This window comes from Burkholderia sp. MSMB2157WGS (genome assembly GCF_001532755.1).
GTDB lineage: Bacteria > Pseudomonadota > Gammaproteobacteria > Burkholderiales > Burkholderiaceae > Burkholderia.
Window position 1 is genome coordinate 17872 of record NZ_LPJG01000049.1, and the last position, 17864, is coordinate 35735.

15 protein-coding genes and 1 pseudogene are annotated in these 17864 nt (G+C 63.8%); 13 read left to right on the plus strand and 3 right to left on the minus strand.

Translation table 11 applies throughout. From position 1 onward, the window contains the following. Positions 1-281: 281 nt before the first annotated feature. Positions 282-737 (plus strand): antitoxin Xre/MbcA/ParS toxin-binding domain-containing protein, encoded by a 456-nt coding sequence (locus WT53_RS28795; RefSeq protein WP_034208821.1) that lies wholly within the window; start codon positions 282-284, stop codon positions 735-737. Next, entirely contained in the window at positions 734-1213 is a 480-nt protein-coding gene (locus WT53_RS28800) for an RES family NAD+ phosphorylase (protein WP_034208820.1), read from the plus strand. Before WT53_RS28795 ends, WT53_RS28800 begins: the two co-directional genes overlap by 4 nt. A 39-nt stretch (positions 1214-1252) precedes the next feature. On the opposite strand, the gene WT53_RS28805 is transcribed toward WT53_RS28800, so the two are convergent. The 3 genes from WT53_RS28805 to WT53_RS28815 form a co-directional block, all read right to left on the minus strand. After that, positions 1253-2185, minus strand: a complete 933-nt coding sequence (locus WT53_RS28805) for a tyrosine-type recombinase/integrase (RefSeq protein WP_034208819.1) — start codon at positions 2183-2185, stop codon at positions 1253-1255. A 176-nt stretch (positions 2186-2361) separates the two neighbouring features. Further along, positions 2362-3717, minus strand: coding sequence for a uracil-xanthine permease family protein (locus WT53_RS28810; protein WP_034208818.1), 1356 nt, complete (start codon positions 3715-3717; stop codon positions 2362-2364). Between the two features lie 58 nt (positions 3718-3775). Further along, on the minus strand, positions 3776-4900 hold the full coding sequence (locus WT53_RS28815) for an aryl-sulfate sulfotransferase (RefSeq protein WP_034208817.1): 1125 nt from the start codon (positions 4898-4900) through the stop codon (positions 3776-3778). A 102-nt stretch (positions 4901-5002) separates the two neighbouring features. On the opposite strand from WT53_RS28815, the gene WT53_RS28820 reads away from it, so the two are divergent. The 11 genes and pseudogenes from WT53_RS28820 to WT53_RS28865 all read left to right on the plus strand — a co-directional run. Continuing rightward, positions 5003-5956: a LysR family transcriptional regulator gene (locus tag WT53_RS28820; protein ID WP_034208816.1), complete on the plus strand. Its 954-nt coding sequence runs from the start codon at positions 5003-5005 to the stop codon at positions 5954-5956. A gap of 229 nt (positions 5957-6185) precedes the next feature. Further along, positions 6186-8171 (plus strand): gamma-glutamyltransferase family protein, encoded by a 1986-nt coding sequence (locus WT53_RS28825; protein ID WP_034208815.1) that lies wholly within the window; start codon positions 6186-6188, stop codon positions 8169-8171. Positions 8172-8613: 442 nt separating this feature from the next. Then, positions 8614-9156: a hypothetical protein gene (locus WT53_RS28830; protein WP_034209442.1), complete on the plus strand. Its 543-nt coding sequence runs from the start codon at positions 8614-8616 to the stop codon at positions 9154-9156. 721 nt (positions 9157-9877) lie between these two features. Continuing rightward, positions 9878-10177, plus strand: coding sequence for a hypothetical protein (locus tag WT53_RS33710; protein WP_155294492.1), 300 nt, complete (start codon positions 9878-9880; stop codon positions 10175-10177). Positions 10178-10490: 313 nt separating this feature from the next. After that, a complete protein-coding gene (locus WT53_RS28835; protein ID WP_034208814.1) occupies positions 10491-11447 on the plus strand; it encodes an ornithine cyclodeaminase in 957 nt (318 codons plus the stop codon). After that, positions 11441-12823 (plus strand): alanine racemase, encoded by a 1383-nt coding sequence (locus WT53_RS28840; RefSeq protein ID WP_060262469.1) that lies wholly within the window; start codon positions 11441-11443, stop codon positions 12821-12823. The genes WT53_RS28835 and WT53_RS28840 overlap by 7 nt, the downstream gene beginning before the upstream one ends. 2 nt (positions 12824-12825) lie before the next feature. Further along, on the plus strand, positions 12826-13863 hold the full coding sequence (locus tag WT53_RS28845) for a cysteine synthase family protein (protein ID WP_179949058.1): 1038 nt from the start codon (positions 12826-12828) through the stop codon (positions 13861-13863). Then, positions 13860-15236 carry an MATE family efflux transporter gene (locus tag WT53_RS28850; RefSeq protein ID WP_034208811.1) on the plus strand — a complete coding sequence of 459 codons (1377 nt, stop codon included), beginning with the start codon at positions 13860-13862 and terminating at the stop codon, positions 15234-15236. Before WT53_RS28845 ends, WT53_RS28850 begins: the two co-directional genes overlap by 4 nt. A 1021-nt stretch (positions 15237-16257) precedes the next feature. After that, entirely contained in the window at positions 16258-17034 is a 777-nt protein-coding gene (locus tag WT53_RS28855) for a LuxR C-terminal-related transcriptional regulator (protein WP_230624946.1), read from the plus strand. Positions 17035-17046: 12 nt separating this feature from the next. Next, on the plus strand, positions 17047-17295 hold the full coding sequence (locus tag WT53_RS28860) for a hypothetical protein (protein ID WP_034208810.1): 249 nt from the start codon (positions 17047-17049) through the stop codon (positions 17293-17295). 153 nt (positions 17296-17448) lie between these two features. Then, positions 17449-17864 (plus strand): annotated as a pseudogene (locus WT53_RS28865) (DUF3683 domain-containing protein); the annotation flags it as partial.

A 17864-nucleotide genomic window follows, 5' to 3' on the forward strand; every position in this document is an offset into this window, starting at 1 on the left:
ACGTGTTAGCGGGGGACGCGACCAATCGGGCTGGGGAAAGAGGCGGCTCCTTCACTTCGCGTAGCACCATCGGAAAATTGTTACGTGACAACTTCGCACCATCACGGTCGGTGACTTTATATACTGAATTTTTCGGCCCCGTCACCGGGGCGAATCTCCGATTCGCGTATCCCCAAATACGGGTCCAGCAGCCCGATCGGCAAGCCCATCGCTCGACCACCCGCAAGCATTCGGCAAAACGCCTATAATGATTGGGCAAATTGCCGCAAAGAGGTCAGGTCATGAGCACCATCGCTTTTCATCCTTCGGGCGTCGCTCATCCGCGTCAGGCCGAATTCACGATTCTCGAGCAGCTGCTCGCGATCCGCGTCCGGTCGGGCGCCGATCTGGCCGAGCTGGCGAGCGCGCGCGTCGACGTGTCGGTGATCGACCGCCTGTCCGAGCACGGGCTGAAATCGGACGAGCTGGCCTTCATCATTCCGCGCCGCACGCTGAGCCATCGTCGCCAGGCGCACGAACGCCTGTCGCCGGAAGAGTCGGACAAGGCGATCCGCCTCGCGCGCATCGTCGCGCAGGCGGCGGCCACGTTCGGCGACCAGGACAAGGCGATGGCGTGGCTGCGCAACGGGCTCCAGCGCTTCGGCGGCCGCACGTCGCTCGACATGGCGAGCACCGAGCATGGTGCGCGGCTCGTCGAAGAGGCCCTCACGCAGATCGACGAGGGGTACTTCGCTTGACGACGCTGTGGCGGATCAGCAATTACGCCGATCTGAAAGGCACTGGCGGATTGCGGGCCGGCGGCCGTTGGCATTTCGCCGGGCAGCCCGTCGTGTATCTCGCCGAGCATCCGGCGCTCGCGTTGCTCGAGACGCTGGTTCATTTCGAAATCGCCACCGTCGCGCAATTGCCGAGCGGATACCAGTTGCTGCGTATCGAAGTACCCGATTCGGTGGATGTTGCCGAAATCGCCGAAGGCGATGCACCGGAGGACTGGCGAACGAACGTCGACTGGACCCGCAGCGCCGGCACCGAGTGGCTGCACACGCAGCCGAGCGCGCTGCTGCGCGTGCCGAGCGTCGTCGTGCCGCATGCCCATAACTTCCTGTTGAATCCGCTGCATCCGGCCGCGTCCGACATCCGCGTCGCGGAAGTGATGCAAGCGCCGTACGACACGCGGATTCTGCGGCTGGTCCAGTCGAAGCCGGGCGAATAGCGAACCGGCAGGCGTACGGTCCGCGCCGGCGGCGCGCGTTCAGCGCTCGTGGGCGGCGCGATTCGCGGCCGCATCGGGCGACAGCGTTTGCCGAATGCGCGTGACCGTTCGCATGCTGGCGAGACCGAGCATCGCGGTGACGTCGGCATGCGCGTGGCCCGCGAGCAGCTGGCGGCGCGCATACGTATTGCGCAGCACGCGCGGGCTCATGTCCGCTGCATGAAAGCCGATCGCGTTCAGCGCGTCGCGCACGACGAGCAGCAGGAACATGTCGTTCATTGCACCCCCGCGCGGCGCGGGAAACAGCAGCGCCGACGGCCGCAGCTCCGAGCGCGCACGCCATGCGGCGAGCGGCGCCACCGGGAACGCGGCGAGCTCGATCCGGCGCGCCGGCCGCGCGCGATCGCGCGGCACCGACAACACCGCCGGCCGCGCGTCGAGATCGAGCGCGTTGCCCGTCGCCGCGCGAATTTCGGCCGACGTGATGCCGCTCGCGAGCAGCAGCGCGACGATCGCGCGATTCCGGCAGTCGGCCGGCGTGTCGTCCGCGCGAGGCTGCACGTGGCGTTGCAGCGCCGCGTCGGCATCGGGCGGCAGGTAGCACGGCTCGGGCTCGCCGTCCGGCCATGCGAGATCGCGTGTCGATCGGCCGGCCGGATGGATCGTCCGCACACCGGCGTCGACCAGATGCCGGCCCAGTCGGTCGATCAGCTTCGCATAACGCACGCGTGTCGACGTGCCGGGCGCGCAGGTGCGGTCGAGTTCCGCGAGGAAGGCCGCGACGTGGTCGGGCCCGAACGTGGCGAGCGATACGCGCTGTGCGCTCAGGTGGCGCAGGAATCGCTCGAACATCGCGACATGCTGCACGACCGAACGCGGCGCGAACGGCCGGCGGCCGGCGCCGGTCGCGGCGGTTTCCTGCCAGACGCGAAACGCGCCGACGGGGTCGTGAATCCAGCGATCCGTGTCCATTCCCGCTTTATAGCCGGACGCGGTGACGCCGGCAATCGTCCCGATGTCCGGTCGGCCGGCGCGTCGGTGCGTCGGTGCGTCGGTGCGCGGCACGCGTGTCGTCGACGCCGTCGTTGTCCATCGTCAGTAGACGAGCACGAGCAGCAGCGTCGCGCCGCGTGAGCGTGCCGCGGCCTTCACGCGTCGCGCGCAGGCGCCGCAGCTGCCGCCGCGTGCGCTTGTCCGCCCAGCCGCGCGAGCGCGGCGAACGCCAGTTGCGTCGCGATGGCCGCGAGCGTGCCGGCCGCCATGCCGTTGCCGAGCACGATCTGCACGGGCGCGCCGAAATGGCGATACAGGTTCGGCACCAGGATCGGCGCGAGGCCGACCACCAGGGCGGCCGCGAGCGTGTACTGGTTCGCGCGCGCGTGCAGGTCGACGCTCGCGAGCAGCCGAATGCCCATCACGCCGATCATCGCGAATACGACCAGCGCGGTGCCGCCGACGACGGCGGCCGGAATCGCATACGCGAGCCGCGCGAGCGGCGCGAACAGCGCGATGACGAGCAGGATCGCGCCGGCGGCCGCCGTCACGTAGCGCGAGCGTACGCCGGTCGTCTGCACGACGCCGATGTTCTCGGCGCTCGTCACGATCAGCGGCGTGCCGAACAGCGCGCCGGCCAGCGATGCGAGCGCGTCGCCGCGTATCGTCTTCGGCACGTCGCGCCGGAGCGCGATCGCCTTGCCGCACGTTTCGCCGACGGCGACCGTCTGCGCGGTGGCCTCGGCCATCGAGACCGCGGTGAAAATCAGCAGCGGCAGCGCAGCCAGCACGTCGAAACGCGGCATCCCGAACGGCAGCCACGCCGGATGCGTGAACAGCGGGCCGTGCCATACGTCGCCGAGCGCCGGCATCGCGCCGAGCGCCCAGCCGAGCGTCGCGCCGGCCATCAGCCCGATCAGCACCGCGAGGCGTCCGGCCGTGCCGCGGAATGCGCCGGCGACGACGACGGTGGCGACGATCGTCGCCAGCGCGAGCCCGAGCGAGCGCGGCTGCGCGAAGTCGGCCGAACCGGGCTGGCCGACGACGATCGTCGCGTAGATCCGGATCAGGTTGATCGATACGAGCAACAACATCGCGCCGACGACGATGCGCGGAAAGAGCCGCAGGCAGCGCGTGAAGACGGGCAGCAGCACCCAGTAGAACGCGCTGGCGAGCAGCGCCGCGCCGGCCGCGGTCGGCAGGCCCGCTTGCGCGGCGATGCCCGCGAACAGCATCGTCGGTGCGCCGCCGGGCACCATCACGAACGGCATGCGCGCACCGATCGGGCCGACACCGAGCGATTGCACGAGCGTGCCGATACCGCACGCGAAGAACGTCGCGCCGATCAGCTGGACCGTCAGGTCGGCCGGCAGCGCGAGCGTTTTCGCGATCAGGAACACGGCCGTGATCGGCGACGCGGCCATCGACAGCACGTGCTGCAGCCCGAACAGCGCGAGCTGCCACGCGGGCAGCCGGGCATCGACGGGCGGGGAGATCGGATCGTGCGACACGGCAGGCCCCTCGGAAGCGAACGGCGACGATGGCCGGAAACCGGCGGTGAACGGAAGCTCAGGTCCGTAGCCAGGGCAATTGCGCGGCGCTGTAGCGGAACGTCTGGAACACGCTGTTCAACCGGCCGGGGCCGGTCTTGCGCGCCGCTTCGTCCGGGTATTCGGCGAACCACGGGATCACGTATTCCCAGACGACCTCGCCGGCCGGCGTCACTTCGAACAGTCGGCCCGTCGACGATTCGGTGATGTGCGTGTTGCCGTTCGGCAAGCGTTGCGCGTTGCCCATGAACGGCGTGTAGAACAGGTTCGCGACGTCGTCCGCATACGACCACACGACCCGCTGCGTCGCCGGATCGATTTCCACGACGCGCGAGAACGCGACGTGCGCACCGTGGCGGAAATTGCCGTTGTCGAACGCGAGGATGTGGCCGTTCGGCAGCGGCACCGGCGCATGCTGGTGCGATACGACGTCGGGCCCGATCCTCAGGTCGACGTGCCCGGTTGCGCGGTTCACGCCGACGATTCCCGACGTCGTGCGCAGGCTCATCAGCACGCGGCCGTTCGCGTCGACCGCGAGACCGTTGACGAGCGGCCAGTGGTAGCGGCCGAACCCCGCCGCGATCGGAAAATCCTCCGGCCGCAGATGGTCGCGTGCATGCCATTCCCAGACGATCCGGCCGGCGCGGTTCACTTCGCGGATCACGTCCGCGTACATCACCTCGTCGTCGCCGTGCGCGGTGCCGCCCGGCACGCGCCGCGCGAATGCCGCGTCGACCGGTTCGCACGCGGCGTACAGCAGGTTGCCGTTCGGCAGCCACTGCGCGTCGTGGTGATGCGCGGGATCCTCGTAGCGCCACACGATGTCGCCTTGCGGCGTGACTTCGTAGAAATCGCCGCCGTGCCACATCGACCACGGTGCGTAGCGCGATTCGGAGTGCGGATGATTGCCGTTGTAACCGAGATTGCCGTTCGCGAGGATGACCGCGTGGCGGCCGGGACGCACGGGCATCTTCCACTGGTGGGCGACCTCGCCGTCGATGCCGACGAGATAGACGTTGCCGTCGGCCGTCTGCGGCGCGATGAGCGTATAGCCGCCCGCGGACAGCGCGGGGTCGTGGGCGATGAGGCCGACGCGGCGGCGGCGCTGGGTAATCTGGTCGACGGTCGTCACGGCGATCTCCATTCGAATCGGATACGGGAATGCAGCGGAATCTAGACGATTCGTCCGGTCAGTAAAATCGGATTATTCTTGACGACCTGTTCGGAAAAATCTAACGGTACCTTCATGCGCTCGATATCGCAGACATTCCGCTGTTTCGACGAAGTCGCGCGGCGCGGCTCGATTCGCAAGGCGGCCGATGCGCTGCACCTGACCGCCGCGGCGGTTCACCAGCAGATCCGCAATCTCGAAGCGCAGGTCGGCGTGCCGCTGTTCGACCGGCTGCCGCGCGGCATGCAGCTGACGCTCGCCGGCGAGATCGTGATCGCGGCCGTGCGGCGCGGCCAGCGCGATTTCGACAACGCGCTGACGCAGGTCGAGGATCTGCGTGCGCTGCGGCGCGGGCACGTGAATCTCGCGGTGCCTGCCTCGACGGCGGAAAGGCTCGTGCCCGACGCGATTCTCGCCGCGATGCAGCGTTACCCGGGCGTCACGTACAGCGTGCGCTCGGGAAACGGTGAGAGCATCGTGCGCTGGGTCGAGACGGGCGAGGTCGACATCGGTTATGCGCTGCGCCGGCGCAGCGCGGCGGGCGTCGTCGAGGTGCGCGCGTTCGCGCAGCCGCTGGGTGTCGTCACGGCGCCCGGTCATCCGTTGGCGTCGACGGGCGGCAAGGTGCGGATGCGCGACTGCTTCGCGCATCCGCTGATCCTGATGACGCCCGACACGGAGCTGCGCGCGATGTTCGACCAGATCGATGCGCGGCAGCCGCGCAGCGTGCGGCCGCTGGTCGAAACCGGTTCGGTGTCGATGGTGCGGCGCCTCGTGGCCGCAGGGGCCGGCGTCGGTTTCCTGATCGCGGAAAACGTCGCGGACGACGTGGCCGCCGGCCGGCTCGCCTGGACGCCGCTGGCCGATGCGGGCGCGCGCTCGTTCAGTTGCATCTACCAGCGGGCGGACACGAGCGCGACGGTCGCGATGACGATGTTTCTCTCGTTCTTTTCCGAGGCGATCGACGCGATGGAGCACGCGTTCGCGCGTGGGCGGCCGGCCGCCGCGCGTCACCGGGCGACAAGGTAACGGTCGCGATGCGAGCCGCATCCGCGTATCGGAATGCGATGCAATGCAGCAAGCAACCTCGCATGCCGGTTCGGTGACGTCGCGCACACGACATGCGGTTGCGTGAAGTCATTTCCTTATTGCGGAAAAAATTTTGTTCATGGGACTATCGAACGCGTCGCCCGTGCACCGAGGGGGTTGCAGGCGACAGGACGTCCATCGCAACGACCGACAAGAACATCGGCAGACCATGAACAGAACAGCGATTTTTCCGTATGCGTCCGCGTTGCTCGCGGCTGCCTTGCTGACCGCGTGCGGCGGCGACGTCGAGAACGAGGCCGCCCGCACGACGACACCTTCCACCGATGCGAGCTGCCTCGCGGTCGACAATAACGGCGCGACGGTCGTGGTGGGCTCGAACCAGCCGGGCGACCCGTCGCTGCCGGAAGCATCGTCGGGCTATCGCACCGGAATGAAGCCCGTCTATGCGAAAACCTACCTGGTGGCCACGTCGAACGCGTACGCGAGCGCGGCCGGTTGCGCGGTGCTGAAGAAGGGCGGTACGGCCGCCGACGCGGCGGTCGCCGTGCAGGCCGTGCTCGGTCTGACCGTCCCCGAGGCGACGGGCCTCGGGTCGGGCGGCGTGCTGCTCTACTACGATGCGCGCGGCAAGACGCTGCAGGCATACGACGGCCGCGAAACCGCGCCGGCCGCCGCGACGGAGAACTACCTGCGCTATGTCGATGACGCCACCGATCATTCGGCGCCGCTGCCGAACGCGCGCGCTAGCGGCCGTTCGATCGGCACGATCGGCGTGCCGCGGCTCATCGAGGCGCTGCAACAGGATCACGGTCGCTTGCCGTGGCAGAGCCTGTTCGGCGACGCGATCACGCTGGCGACCAACGGGTTCCCGATCGGCGGCCGGCTGGCCGACGCGATCGCGGCGAACGCAGCGAACCTGAAGCGGGACCCCGAAGCCGCCGCGTATTTTCTGAACGCCGACGGTTCGCCGAAGACGCTCGGCACCGTACTGAAGAATCCCGCCTACGCGCGCACGCTGTCGTTGATGGCGCAGTCGGGCGCGAACGCGCTGTACACGGGGCAGATCGCGCAGGACATCGTCGCGAAGATCGCGGCGACGAAGGGCGCGGACGGCTCGACGCTCACGCCGGGCAAGACGACCGTCGCGGATCTCGCCGCCTATCAGGCGAAGCGCCGCGAACCGGTGTGCACGACTTATCGCAGTTACTGGGTCTGCGGGATGCCGCCGCCGTCGTCGGGCGGCATCGCGGTCGCATCGGCGCTCGGCATTCTCGAGAATTACGACCTGAAGTCGCTGAAGCCGACGGCAATCGATCTCGAAGGCGGCAAGCCGACCGTCGCGGGCGTCCATCTCATCACCGAGGCCGAACGGCTCGCCTATGCCGACCGCGACAAGTACGTGGCCGATACCGACTTCGTGCCGCTGCCGGGCGGCACGTGGGACACGTTGCTGAACAAGCCGTACCTGAAATCGCGCGCGGCGCTGATCGACCCGACCAAAAGCATGGGCACCGCGCAGCCCGGCAATCTCGGTGCGGTGCCGCTCGGCGTCGACACGACGCTGATCGAGCACGGCACGAACCAGTTCACGATCGTGGACGGCGACGGCAACGTGCTGAGCGCGACGACGACGGTCGAGTCGAGCATGGGCTCGTTCCACATGACCAACGGCTTCCTGCTGAACAACCAGTTGACCGACTTTTCCGCGAACCCGCTCGACACGTCCGGCAATCCGGTGGCCAACCGACTGCAGCCGGGCAAGCGACCGCGCAGCTCGATGGCGCCGACGATCGTGTTCGGGCAGGCCGCCGACGGCTCGCGCGGCGACTTCGTGATGGCGACCGGATCGCCGGGCGGCGGCACGATTCCGCAATACGTGGTCAAGACGCTGGTCGGCGCGCTCGACTGGGGGCTCGACGCGCAACAGTCGGCGGGGCTCGTCGACTTCGGCGCGAGCAACAGCCCGACGACCACGATCGGCGGCGAGCATCCGAACGTCAACACGGCGAACAACGGCGTGAACGATCCGCTGATCGCGGGGTTGCTCGCGCTCGGGCACAAGGTGTCGACTTCCGCGCAGGCGAGCGGCGTCAACACGGTGATGCGCGTGACGGTCGGCCAGTCGCCGGTGTTGCAGGGCGGCACCGATCCGCGTCGCGAAGGCGTCGTGCTCGGCGATACGTTCCGGCCGTAATCGGGCAGCATGCGCACGGCCCGGGTCTGCTGCCGACGACCGGGGGCCGTGCATCGCGACGAGGCTGCATCGACGGCCGGGCAATCTCGATCATTCGGAATGCAGATATATGCGGCCGGCTCGTCAGCCGGCCGTTTCGTTGGTCGGCTGCCCCGATACATGGCGATCGCGCGAAGCGCCGGCGTGAAGCAGCCGGTCGCCCCGGTTCGCGGTTCAAGCCCGTCCGTCGTCAAATACGGCGTTCACTTCGCCGCAAGCCCTCGATTGTCAAACAGTGTGAGTCAATCGTCAGCATTTGCAACGGAAGTAACAGTCCCCGCAAATCAATCGTTTTGCGCGCCGGCGCCGCTACATTAGCCCCACCTGCCGCATGTCGCGGCGAGGCATGCGACAAGCCGCACGAAGGCGGCCCGCAGCAACAACGTCTTTGGGGAGAATGACCATGAACAAGATTCGTACGATTCTGCTGGGTGCCGCTCTGACGGCGATGGCGACGTCGGCTGCATTTGCACAGACGGCTCAGACCGGTGCCGAGGGTTCCGCAGGCGTCGGCGCCCAGGTCCAGACGCCGCTGCTCGGCGGCGGCGTGGGCGTGCAGGCTGGCGCCGGCGCGAATGCGGCAGGCTCGGGTTCGGGCGCGAGCAATGTCGTCGGCGGCGCACTGAACGGCGTCGGCAAGACGGTCGGCGGCGTGGGCTCGGCAGCCGGCACGGCAGTGGGCGGCGCGACGCAGGCGGTCGGTTCGGCGGCCGGCGCGACGAAGGACGCGGCGGCATCGGCCGTGCACGCGACGAAGGCGCACGTGAAGCACGTCGCCGGCTCGGCGAAGAGCCGTGCACAAGGCGCGATGTCGACCGCGGGCGACGTCGCGGGCGGCGCGAAGGCGAAGGCCGGCGAGGCGCTCGAAGGTGCGACGAACTCGGTGCAGGGTGGCGCATCGGTCGGCGTGAAGGGTTCGGCGTCGGCGCAAGGCGGCGCGCTGTAACGAGCAGCACGGATCCCGTCACGGCCCGGCCCGCTTCGATGCGGGCCGGGCTTTTTTATTGGGGAGTGCGATACGTCACGCATGGAGTTTCATGTCGAAACCCGGGAAAACGATGTATCGATATTGACTTGGATTGCAGAGAATAATAGGCGAATGGTCGACCGAACTTGACGCCAAAAAGAGATGACTGTCGGGCCGCGGGGGCAAGCTGACGACTCGAACGCCGCACGGGTGGAGCGCAATGCGGCCCGCATGCGTTTCCCCAAACCGCCGACTGCGTAGAGCCCGATACCATCACGACATATCCCGGACGAACATTTCGCCCGCCCCCGATGCGGGACATTTTTTTCTCCCTCAGCGGGCGTATCGCTCAGGCGGCACTCTGAGCATCGCGCCGAGCTTGATTTTCGACGCTGCCATGCGGGCGCAAAGGCATGTTCCCCTGTTTGGAAAATTCATTCGAGGGGCCAACGCAAGCCCGTTATTAGCATGAACAGCCCCTGGCGGCCGAAAATTTCATTTTCATGAGTCAATGACGGCCGCCGTAAATGCATTTGCAATGATGAAAATAAAGTATTTGCAAGATAAGTGGAGGCTGGTTTATAAATACGAGCGATTTGTATTTTCTCTACTGCTCGCAACCGTCGACGTTGACGAAGCGTCCAGATGGTCGTGACACGGTTCGCTGCGCTCCATCATGTGCGCAGCGCGTTGTCTCGACATGAATGCCGCCTGCCGGGCAGCTATGCCGACGGCAGGGAATCCCGTCGAAATTGTTGAGTTCGACAGCGCCACGCCCGGTGAATTTCAGGTGGAACACGGTATTTTCGTTATCGAAATGCTGATTAATTGGTCGGCATCGATAGCGAGCCATCTTGCGATTCTCGAGGGTATTAATGTGGTTTTTGTTAATCTATTTGATTCGGATTGCAAAATGAACGGATTGTATGTGATAGAAAAAGAAACGATCGCCGATCAAATTTTTTCTGCGCGATCCGCATTTCGGAAGGAGATTCCATGAGCAATACGCTGAATGGCATGAAGCATCCGCAGTGATTGAACGTGTCGCCAGCCTCCCGGCGTATTCGCCTTCATGGCGAACGCGCGATTCGCAATGGCAACTCCGCCGAACAAGAATGTGCGATCTGGCGCGTCGTTGCCGATCGCGGCACGTCAATGCTCAAGTCAACCTGCACGACGTGTGTGGCAGGCCCGTTCGATACGTGAAATCCGGTGAGACACAAGTGAATACGATGATATCTACGATGGCAAATGGCGCTGAACCCGACGCGGACGTTCGACCGCGGCTCGCAACGCAACCCTCGAGACTCCTCGTGCTTGGCAAGCGCACGATCGACGAACTCGACTACGACCCGTCTATGGTGCTCGATGCTGTCGAACGGGCATACCTTGGCCTCGGTACCGGCGAATCCGACAATCCGCGCAAGCTGATGAGCCAGCCGGCGGACAAGCATTCCGTCGCGTACTCGATGCTGGGTCGAGACGGTGGACGCAGAACGGTCGGTTTCAAGACGTCGTATAAGTTCGATCCAGAACATAACCGCGAACTGCAGAAGTACTACACGACGTTGTTGCTGTTCGACGACGAAACCGGCATGCCTGTCGCCCTGATGGACGGCAGCCTTGTCGGGTCGCTGCGCACGCCGGCGGTATCCGCCCTGATCGCGCGTGTGGCTGCGCCGAAAGCTCGAACGGCGCTCGTCGTCGGCACGGGGACGCAGGGGCGGATGGCGGCGCCGTTCCTGCTGACCGCATTGCCGGGCATCGAACGCATGATCGTGCACGGCCACTATGAGTCGGGAATCGACGCCGTCCGCAATACGTTGAAGCGCTTTCATCCGGACCGTGACATCGAAGTGTCGAAGGACCTCGTCGCCTCCGCGAATGAAGCGGACATCGTGCTCGGGGTGGCCGGCGCCGGCGTATCGGAGACCGTGCGGCACGCGGCACTGAAGCCGGGCGCGCTCGCGCTGTTGGTCGGATACGGTATTCACGCTGACGCGCTGCATTGCGCCGATTACCGCATCGCGACGAGCGAGGCCCAAATGCAAGTGACCGGCGCCGATCTCGTGGACGAAGCCGGAAAACTGCCTCCCGTCGATGCCGAGTTGCCGGACATACTGCTTGGCCGCAAGCCTGCGCGGCGCAACGATGCCGATATCGTTTACGCGTTCAACAGCGGAATGATCGTGACCGACATCGCGCTGGGGCGTGTGCTGGCCGATGCCGCGCTGACGAAAGGGCTCGGCCGGGAAGTCGAACTATGGTGACGGATATTCCACGACTGCCGGCGTTGTGGGACCCGCAGCTGCGGGATTTCGTGGACGACCATCAGGCGATGATCCGCGATCTCGTCCATGGTTTCGACGCGCCCGTTCATTTCCTGTTTCCCGAGCGCTTCGCGCGCAACGTCGCCGATTTTCAACGCGTACTGGACGATCGCCAGGTGTCCGGGCGCATTTACTACGCGAAGAAGGCGAACAAGGCGCGATGCTTCGCACATGCGGCGGCGGCAACCGGGATCGGCGTCGACGTCGCAAGCACGGGCGAGTTTTCGGAAGCGTTGGCCGCGGGGGTGTGCGGAACCGATATCGGTGTATCCGGTCCGTCGAAATCGCATGCGCTGCTGCGGCTCGCGGTTTTGCACGATGCGTTGATCGCCATCGACAGCGAGGAGGAGCTCGATCGGCTGATCGCGATTTCGGGACAGGCGAAGCGGGTCGCACGCATCCTGTTGCGGATGGCACCGGCGGCACGCAAAGATAGCCGATTCGGCTTGAGTGCCGATGCGCTCCGCGCTGCGCTGTCGACCTGTGCCGCGATGCAGGCGTCGCTCGTTCTTGAAGGATTCTCGTTCCATTTGTCCGGTTACAGCGCGACGGAACGCTGCAATCAGGCCGCGATGGCGATGCGCGCGTGCATGGCTGCTCGCGAACTCGGTCTTGCGCCGACCACGATCAATATCGGTGGCGGCTTCGCGATGTCGTACGCGAGCGAGAGCGACTGGCGCGCATTCCAGCGCATACACCGTGCAGACGATTACCACGCAGACAAGGTATTCGACGGATTCTATCCGTATCACTCGGTCTGCAGCGGCGTGCAGATGCTCGATGCGATCCTGGCAGGTACGCCGGATGCGGAATCCGTATCGCTCGCCGAACTGCTCCGCGAATACGGCCTGAAACTCATGCTGGAGCCGGGGCGTGCATTGCTGGACCAGGCGGGTTTCACGGTGTTTGCCGTGCAAGGCATGAAGGACTGCGGCGACTATGGCATCGTGACCGTCAATGGCACGAGCTTCAGCGTGTCGGAGCAATGGTTTGCCAGCGAATTCCTGCCCGATCCGGAATTGCAGAGCGTCGTGCGCGAGCCTTCGCGGTCACCGCGCACGGGCACGCCTTATCGGGCCTGTGTCGGCGGGGCGAGTTGCCTCGATTCGGACATGCTGACCTGGCGCAAGATCGCGTTCGGGCAGCGCCCGGAACCCGGCGATCTGCTGATCTACCCGAACACGGCCGGCTATCAGATGGATTCGAACGAATCTTCATTTCACGAGCTGCCGCTTCCCCCCAAGCTTGTCTTGACACTTGACGGCGCGCGGCCACGCTGGCGCGTCGATCGCCTCTTCCAGCTTTCGGGAGCCTGACCATGAATGTGCGTTTTATGGGTGAGCAAGCCACGATCACCGTACCTGCGATCGTGTCGAAGGTATCGGATCTTGTCGGCCGCACGCCGTTGTTCGAATTGATTCGCGGCGCCAACGGCGCGCGCATCCTGCTTAAACTCGAATCGACGAATCCGACCGGCAGCGCCAAGATCCGGATGGCAAGGCAGATGCTCGATGAAGCCGAACAGGACGGGAGTCTGCGGCCGGCCGGACACGTGATCGAATCGACGTCCGGCAATACGGGCATGGGGCTGGCGTTGTTGTCGGCCGAGCGCGGCTATCGGTTTACCGCGGTCGTGGACAGTCACGCGTCGAAAGACAAGCTGCGCGCGATGCAGGCCTTCGGCGCAAAGCTCGTTTGCGTGAGCGACGGCGACGCGATCGCGACGGCGGACCGCGATGCGCTTGCCAAGCGCATGGCGGCCGACGATCCTGACAGCATCTGGACGGAGCAGCACAACAATCCTGCCAACGGTAACGGCTATCGCGGGCTGGCGCATGAACTGCGCGACATCCTCGGCGACCGAATCGACTTTCTGGTCGGTTCGGTCGGCACCGGAGGCTCGCTCTTCGGCACCGCACGAGAACTGCTCGCGACAGGCCCGGCGCCGCGAGTCATTGGTGTAGAGCCCGTCGGCTCGATCGTTTTCGGCGGCGAAGGCGGATCGTATTATCAGTCCGGCACCGGGACGCCGCCTGGCGCCGAGATTGGCGCGTTGGTCGATTATGCGCTGCTCGACGAGGGTTACAAAGTGACGGACGCGGCCGCCTTCAATACGGCACGCTATATCGCACGCAAGAAGTCGCTGCTCGTCGGCGGCTCTGCTGGCAGCGTCGTCTGGCACGCGTTGAAGATGTTCGATTCGCTGCCCGCGGATGCGACGCTCGTGGTCCTGGTCTGCGACGGCGGAGAGAAATATCTCGACACGGTGTTCGACGACGACTGGATGCGAGAGCGAAATCTGCTCGACGAGTCGATTGCTCAGGAACTTGAATCGATATTTTCCCGCGCCGCATGAAGTTTCATCGACAAGTCTGGCTCGATGCCACGCAAATCGGCGTGCTTGCCGCTCCCCTCATCCTTACGCAGCTCGCCCAGGTGGCGCTGACGACCACCGACATCGTCATGATGGGGATGCTTGGCCCGCGCGAGATCGCCGCCGGGGGCCTCGCGCTGACGATCTTCAACCAGTTCCGGACGATGGGAACCGGGCTGGTGACGGGAACCGGCAACCTCGTCGCGTTCGCGAACGGTCAACACGCGCATGCGGAAATCATGCGGCTGGTGCGCGCCGGCTTTGCGCTGTCGACGCTCGCGGCACTGGCGTTTGCATTGATGATGCTGTGTATCGAAATGCCGCTTGTCTGGCTCGGGCAGGATCCCGACGTTGCGCGACAAGCGTCGTTCTATCTCGCGGCGGCGGCCCCCGGCATGTTGCCGTGTCTGTGGTTTCAGGTGCTTCGGCAATATACCGTCGGACTGCGCAAGCCCGGGCCGCTGTTGGCGATCACGATCGTATCGATCGTCGTCAATGCGGCGCTCGACTACACGTTGATGTTCGGCCGGTTCGGATTTCCGAAGCTCGGCCTCATCGGTATTGCATGCGCAACCAGTAGCGTGTACCTGCTTTCCTTCATCGCGTTTCTGACGATCGCGAGGCGCCGGCCGGAACTGTCCGAACACTTGTCGCTTGCCGTCTGGCGCGCCGATGCCGATACGTTGGCGCGGACGTGGCGGATGGGTTTGCCGATTGCGGCAACCTATGGATCGGAGGCTGCGTTCTTTACCGTCCTCACGCTCGTGATCGGGACGCTCGGCGCCGATGCGCTGGCCGCCCAGACAATCGTGAATCAGGTGATCTACATCGTGTTCATGATTTCGGTCGGGTTGTCTCACGCATCGTCGATCAGCATCAGCCATGCGTGTGCGCAGCACGACTATCGCGGTGCGCGTCGACTTGGCTATACGGGGCTCGCGCTGGGCGTCGTGACGATGCTGATCGTTGCACTTCCGTATCTCATTGCGCCCACCCGCGTGCTCGCCCCATTTCTCGATAACGGTGTGGCCGCGAGTGCCGAAGTTCTGCGACTCGCCGGCGGGCTACTGACGATCGCGGCACTGCTGCAGATCTTCGATTGCAGCCAGAACATCGGTGTCGGCATTTTGCGGGGCCTCGGTGACGTAACAAGTTCGTTTCGGATATCGATCGTCGGATACTGGTTAATCGGTCTGCCGGTCGCCTGGGCGGCCGGTGTGTTGCTGGGATACGGGATCTACGGCATCTGGAGCGGACTCGCGATCGGTCTTGCGGCCACGGCGTCGATGTTGCTGCACAAGTTCGAGGGGCGCCTTCGCGCGATGACGAAGCGGACGCAAGACGGACGTTCGTGAACGCGACGACGTTTCCAACCAGCACACCGGTGCACACCGGCCACCAGAATTGCCGAAATATCAGCCGGCATTGCATCGAACGCGGTACGTCCGCTCGTCTCGCCAGCGGTGGAATGCCGGCTGAATTCTCGACTGCCCGCATGCGTTGCCGTTTATAGACGGCGACGTATCTTCGTCCGCGACCGTACCCGTGCGCGGCATGGCTATCGTGACTCGCCCAATACGGCGTATTCCGCTTTGGCGATGCACAAGGCGTGACGGTCACCGCTCATGATTGCGCCAATCGTATGTCGACGATATGCATCGGTGAGTTTGCGTAGTCAGTAAATCTTTCTAATTCGACCGATCGATGGTTGCAAGAGCGCGACGAATATAGCCGCATCTGAAAAGCATGATTTGATCGGCCGCATTTCTTGAACTATCTCAACGGTAATTGATCGCCATGGATGCAGGTGATGTAAATAATGCATCGTATTATGCGTGGAGATGAAATTGATGCCGGGCGATTTGTAAAGATTCCTGGCGTTTGCCGGTCTGAATTGTGACAGGATGCCGCACTTTCGTGGATTGTTGAAACATTGTGCGGATTTCTGAAGTTTATGCGCAATTAAAGCGCGTGTTTGCTCTGTAATATCAAAGAAAGGTTCATTACATATTTTTTTGGGGAAGTAATGTTTCTGTCTTCTGTCCTCCGATATACTTGCGCAGCTTCAAGTTTAGAGCGTGAAGTCTAGACAGGTAACCCATGTGGTGAGCTGTTTCAGCCATCGACAAGTAAATAATTCAGATGTTAATGGTATTGCGCAATTGGTTTGTATTCCTCATTAGTTCAGGTTCTCAAAACATGGTTCGCGAACGATGGCCGTCAAGATGTTGCCATTGGATACTGTCGCAGTTTGGCGTGTGGAAAGGAAGTGACGTTGGATTGCCAATCCGGTAAGGCTTGAAGCTTTGGCAGATATTCGGCTGCTGGAGCATGTCGCAAATACGAATCTTGTCTTTTCAATAAGGGCCCGGAAAATTGGAGACCTTTTCTCGCATCATTGGCGGGATTCTTCGTCCCAACGGTCTGACCGAGGGGATCGATCAACTCGCGGAAAAAATCGGACGCGTGATTCCGTTCGACAAGTGTTTGATTCTGCACGGCGGAAGCGGCGATACAGCTTCTCACGGGCTGATATATCGCTATGGGGCCGCGACCGACGCTGGAACCCGGCGAGGCATGACTTTGTTCGGTCCCGGGATCGATATCGATCGATATCTCGGTTGCTTTGCGTTGTCCGATCGTCAGGATCATACGTTTCGTTGGCGCGATCTCGACGGTGGGGCACCGCAACGCGATGCGCAAGTCAACGATGTCGCGTCATACATGCGGGGGCAGGGTGTGGTCGCTTGCATCGGCGCTCCACCCGGTGATTCGACGGCCATTCGGACCGTTTTGCAACTGAAGTGCGAAGACACGACGTTGCATTCGGCGTTGCTCGTCAGCCTCATCGCCATGCATTTGCATGCAGCGTTGACCCAGAAGATTGCGAGGCAGAACCGGGAAGGCGCGGAACCGTGCGCCACCGGTCTCGAGCCGGATGCTTGCGAAAACTCGAACAGGATTCAGTTCACGAGAAAGGAATCCGATGTCATCAAATGGGTAGTCGAAGGCAAGACTGCGTGGGAAATCGGCCGGATACTTTCGATGTCGGAAAGAACGGTCAAGTTTCATCTGACGAACGTCTATGAAAAGCTGCGTGTGTCGAATCGAGCGCAAGCGGTGGCGAAGGTTAGCCGTCTGGGATTGATCTAGGAGAGTTCGGGAATGTCTTTCAAGGAAAAGGTCAAGGCATTTGTCGCGCGTCATGGGTTTACGTACAAAGCCTATATTTTGTCGATTCTCTTTCTGCCGCCGGCAGCGCTTTATATCGCATGGAAGCGACCGGGCTTGCCGGTCCCGGGTCGTGTCTTGCTGTGCATTACCGGTGTGCTTGCGCCTCCGTTGGTCGGGATCGCCACGGCGATGATCCTGAAAGGTGCATTCGATTTGATCCGGACAGTAATTTCCGTTTAGTTTTTATCCCGATTGCCGAATACGATTCCGCTTTCCCAAGCGTGGTTTTCGATCGCTTCATCATTCATTTCATAGACGCCAATGAATGCCCGACTGCCAACCGTCCAATTGTTAGAGTGTGTTCGGGCAATAGCAGGATTACATGAGCCGTCGCGCAATATTCCGTATAACTACACGTCGTTTTCCGATCGCGAGATCGTGATCCGCTTGCTCGGCGAGGAGGCGTGGGCAGTGCTCGACGGACTGCGCGCCGAGCGGCGCACGGGCCGTTCGGCACGGATGCTCTGCGAAGTGCTCGGCGACATCTGGATCGTGCGCCGCAACCCGTACTTGCAGGACGACCTGCTTGATAACCGAAGGCGTCGCCGGCTCCTGATCGCCACGCTGCATGACCGATTGTCCGAAATTGCAAGGCGCCGTCGGGTGAGTGTGACCGGATGGTACGACGACGCCGGCCGCGAACGCGCATCGCGCGTCGAGATGCTCGAGACGGCCGCGCAGCGCGCGGTCGACGAGTTCGCGGACGAATTCGACAAGATGGCCGAGCTGCGCCGCCGCGCGACCAAGGC

Excerpts from the sequence above, each read along its gene's own strand:
- WT53_RS28825 (WP_034208815.1), top strand. The coding sequence starts at position 6,186 with ATGAACAGAACAGCGATTTTTCCGTATGCGTCCGCGTTGCTCGCGGCT.
- WT53_RS28840 (WP_060262469.1), top strand. The coding sequence starts at position 11,441 with ATGGTGACGGATATTCCACGACTGCCGGCGTTGTGGGACCCGCAGCTG.
- WT53_RS28820 (WP_034208816.1), top strand. The coding sequence starts at position 5,003 with ATGCGCTCGATATCGCAGACATTCCGCTGTTTCGACGAAGTCGCGCGG.
- WT53_RS28850 (WP_034208811.1), top strand. The coding sequence starts at position 13,860 with ATGAAGTTTCATCGACAAGTCTGGCTCGATGCCACGCAAATCGGCGTG.
- WT53_RS28845 (WP_179949058.1), top strand. The coding sequence starts at position 12,826 with ATGAATGTGCGTTTTATGGGTGAGCAAGCCACGATCACCGTACCTGCG.
- WT53_RS28860 (WP_034208810.1), top strand. The coding sequence starts at position 17,047 with ATGTCTTTCAAGGAAAAGGTCAAGGCATTTGTCGCGCGTCATGGGTTT.
- WT53_RS33710 (WP_155294492.1), top strand. The coding sequence starts at position 9,878 with ATGAATGCCGCCTGCCGGGCAGCTATGCCGACGGCAGGGAATCCCGTC.
- WT53_RS28815 (WP_034208817.1), bottom strand. The coding sequence starts at position 4,900 with ATGGAGATCGCCGTGACGACCGTCGACCAGATTACCCAGCGCCGCCGC.
- WT53_RS28805 (WP_034208819.1), bottom strand. The coding sequence starts at position 2,185 with ATGGACACGGATCGCTGGATTCACGACCCCGTCGGCGCGTTTCGCGTC.
- WT53_RS28795 (WP_034208821.1), top strand. The coding sequence starts at position 282 with ATGAGCACCATCGCTTTTCATCCTTCGGGCGTCGCTCATCCGCGTCAG.
- WT53_RS28830 (WP_034209442.1), top strand. The coding sequence starts at position 8,614 with ATGAACAAGATTCGTACGATTCTGCTGGGTGCCGCTCTGACGGCGATG.